The organism is Streptomyces sp. NPDC052687 (assembly GCF_040678395.1).
In the GTDB taxonomy this organism is placed as follows: domain Bacteria; phylum Actinomycetota; class Actinomycetes; order Streptomycetales; family Streptomycetaceae; genus Streptomyces.
In genome coordinates this window covers 1-2,763 of record NZ_JBFATR010000106.1, presented here as the reverse complement: position 1 = coordinate 2,763, position 2,763 = coordinate 1, and the positions used below count along the sequence as shown (strand labels likewise).

Here is a 2,763-nt window from a genome sequence, read left to right as displayed (position 1 = left end):
GGGGGCCGGGCGCGGGGGTGGCCGCGGGGGCGGGCGGGTCGGGGCGGGCGGGGGCGGGGGGGGGGGGCAGCGCGCCGCCGTCGTGCCGGTCCGGGCGTGACGCCCCTTTTCCGGGTGGTGTTCTCGGTGTCAGCGCAGGAGTGCCTCGATGCCGGGGACGAGGTCGGCGGGGCGCGGCATGGCCGCGACCGTCCGGCCCAGTTGCGCGGCCGCGGGCAGCGCGCGGCCGCCGTTGACCAGCTCGGCGATGTGGAAGCGCAGCCGCAGCATGCTGGAGGCGCCGCGCAGTTCGTCGTCGGTCAGGCAGACGCCGATGCCGGCCTGCTGCAGGTGTTTGCCCGCCCGGCGTTCCGCCTCCCCGGCCGGCAGGACCAGCTGGGACACCCCGTGCCGGGCGGCCGCGTACACGACCCCTTCGTCGCCGCTGTGGACGACGACGACGCTGCCCTGCAGCACCACGTTCCAGGGGTGGTCGTCGCCCCGGAGGACGACGAGCTGCAGCCCGAGGCTCTCGACGCCCTCGGCGACCCGGCGGAACAGCCGTGCCCGGCGCCGGTCCTCGGGCCGGGTGCCGGTCGGTATGCCGGTGACGCACACGCGCGGGAGCAGCGACAGCTCGGTGAGGTGGGGCTGCGGGCGCGGCGGCAGTTCGTAGGCGTCGCCGCGCACCTGCCAGGCGCCGGGCTGCGGGCGTTCCCGCAGCAGCGGGGGGCAGGGGTCGATCCAGACGGTCGGGGCCGGCGCCAGCGGCGGGTGGGCGTAGGGGAGGTAGCCGACGGTGGGCACCTCCGACTCGGCCGCCATGGCCGTCGCCCTGGGGCACAGCGGATCGTGCACCACCAGGTCGGGCCGCCAGGCCCGGCTGAACTGCCGCGGCCCGGCCAGGACCGGAACGAGTCCGGCCCGGACCACGCGGTTGCGCGTCCGGGCCGGGCCGGAGAAGCGGACCTCGTGCCCGGCCGCCTGCAGTTCCCTCGCGAGCAACACCAGGCGCAGCGCCGCCGGCATACCGAGGCCGGCCGCGAAGAGCACACGCACAGTTCCTCCCTGGCCCTATGTCAGGCGAAGCGGTCGAGCATCCGCCCGCTGCCGGTGTCGACGTCCAGCGCCGGGTCGCTCGCGAGCACGGCCCGCTGCAGGTGCTGCAGGCGCTGTGAGGGCTCGATGCCCAGCTCTTCGACGAGCCGGCTGCGCAGGTTCTGGAAGACGTCGAGCGCCGCGGAGGGCCGTCCCGCCCGGTAGAAGGCGACCATGCACTGGGCGTGCAGGCCCTCGTGCAGCGGGTGCCGGGCGGCGAGCGCGGTGAGTTCGGTGAGCAGTTCGCCGTGGCGGCCCAGGCGCAGCTCGACGTCGATACGGCGCTCCAGCACCCCCAGCCGGCTCTCCTCCAGCCGCATCGCCTCGATCTCCAGGAGCGGGCCGGTGCGTACGTCGACGAGGGCCGGGCCGCGCCACAGGCCGAGGGCGTCGCGGAACAGTTCCGCGGCCTCGCGGTGCTCGCCGCGGTCCAGGGCGCGCTGGCCGAGGCTGGACAGCCGGTCGTGCTCGTGCGCGTCGATGCTGCCGGGCTCGGTCTGCAGGAGGTATCCCCCGTGCCGGGTCAGCAGCAGTTCCTTGGAGCCGCCGGGCTCCCCGTCCAGTGCCTTCTCCATGCAGCGCCGCAGCTGGAGGATGTAGGTCTGCAGGGTGGTGAGCGCGCTGCGCGGCGGTGCGTCGCCCCAGATCTCCTCCATCAGCGCGGACACCGGCAGCACCTGGTTGGCGTAGATCGCGAGCAGTGCCATGATCTGCCGCGGCTTCGCCGCTGTGGGCAGGATCGAGACGCCCTTCAGCTCGGCGTCCAACGATCCCAGAACAGAGATTCGCATTCGGCCCCCTTGTGTCTCTGTCATCGGACCCCGAACCTCCCACGCGGGCCCGCCGCGCGGACAGTGCGCTGCTCCCGCCCGTGCGGGTGTCGTGGTCCTCTCGGGGACGTGAGCGATTCATGGCCGCGGGGCCGTGCGGGCACAAAGCCGTGGCCGGTGGTTTTCAGTCGCCGGTGAGCACGGGGCGGTCGTGGAGGGCGAGGCAGGCCTCGTAGGCCGGCAGGAGGCCTTTGGCCAGGGCCTCGGCCGCGGTGGGCGCGGCCAGGTCCTCGTCCGACATCACCGGCGCCTGGGTGAGCCCCCACGGCAGGGCGAGGGCGGGGTCGAGGGCGCTGACGGTGTAGCCGGAGCCGGGCGTGCGGGGCCGGGAGCTGTGGCAGGCGACGACCGTGTCGTCCTCGAGTGCGAGCCAGGCGTGGCCCAGGCCCTCGGAGACGAACACGCCGCAGGTGTCGCGGTGGTCGAGCCGGACCACCTCGTGACGGCCGTACTCGGGTGAGCCGACGCGCAGGTCCACCACGACGTGGACGGCGGAGCCCTTGACGCAGTCGAACAGGCGGGGGCGGGCGTCCTCGCCGGCGCTGCCGTGGATGCCGCGCAGCACCAGGCGCCGGGCGGCCGACTGGTCGCTGTAACGGATCGCGAAGGGCCGTCCGGTCCCGTTCTCGACGTCGTCCTGGCGGAACGTCTCGTAGCGGACGACGACCTCGTCCGTGACAGCCCGGGGCGTCAGCAGGAACGCGCCGGGCAGGCCGAGTTCGCTGACTTCCAGGCTGTGACGGTCCATGTCCAGGAGGTTAAGCGCCGCTGCTCAAGACCGGGTGGAGCAGCGCGGCGTCGCCCCCTCGCCCGGCCGGCCGCGGCCGGCGCGGCGGGCCGTGGCGCGCACGGCGGG

The 2,763-nt window shown here is 74.8% G+C and carries 3 protein-coding genes; all 3 read right to left on the bottom strand.

All coding sequences use genetic code 11. The features are described 5' to 3' along the window. Nucleotides 1–129 precede the first annotated feature (129 nt). The 3 genes from AB0K92_RS33515 to rfbC all read right to left on the bottom strand — a co-directional run bounded on the left by AB0K92_RS33515 (nucleotide 130) and on the right by rfbC (nucleotide 2,655). A complete protein-coding gene (locus tag AB0K92_RS33515; RefSeq protein ID WP_365929046.1) occupies nucleotides 130–1,038 on the bottom strand; it encodes a nucleotide disphospho-sugar-binding domain-containing protein in 909 nt (302 codons plus the stop codon). A 20-nt stretch (nucleotides 1,039–1,058) separates the two neighbouring features. Then, the gene (locus AB0K92_RS33510; protein ID WP_365929045.1) at nucleotides 1,059–1,868 is read right to left on the bottom strand and encodes an AfsR/SARP family transcriptional regulator; all 810 of its coding nucleotides are present in this window, start codon (nucleotides 1,866–1,868) and stop codon (nucleotides 1,059–1,061) included. Between the two features lie 163 nt (nucleotides 1,869–2,031). Further along, nucleotides 2,032–2,655, bottom strand: coding sequence for a dTDP-4-dehydrorhamnose 3,5-epimerase (gene rfbC / locus AB0K92_RS33505; RefSeq protein WP_365929044.1), 624 nt, complete (start codon nucleotides 2,653–2,655; stop codon nucleotides 2,032–2,034). Nucleotides 2,656–2,763 lie beyond the last annotated feature (108 nt).

What these genes read in the sequence shown, in the direction of transcription:
- AB0K92_RS33510 (WP_365929045.1), bottom strand. Translation starts at nt 1,868, where the DNA reads ATGCGAATCTCTGTTCTGGGATCGTTGGACGCCGAGCTGAAGGGCGTC.
- rfbC (WP_365929044.1), bottom strand. Translation starts at nt 2,655, where the DNA reads ATGGACCGTCACAGCCTGGAAGTCAGCGAACTCGGCCTGCCCGGCGCG.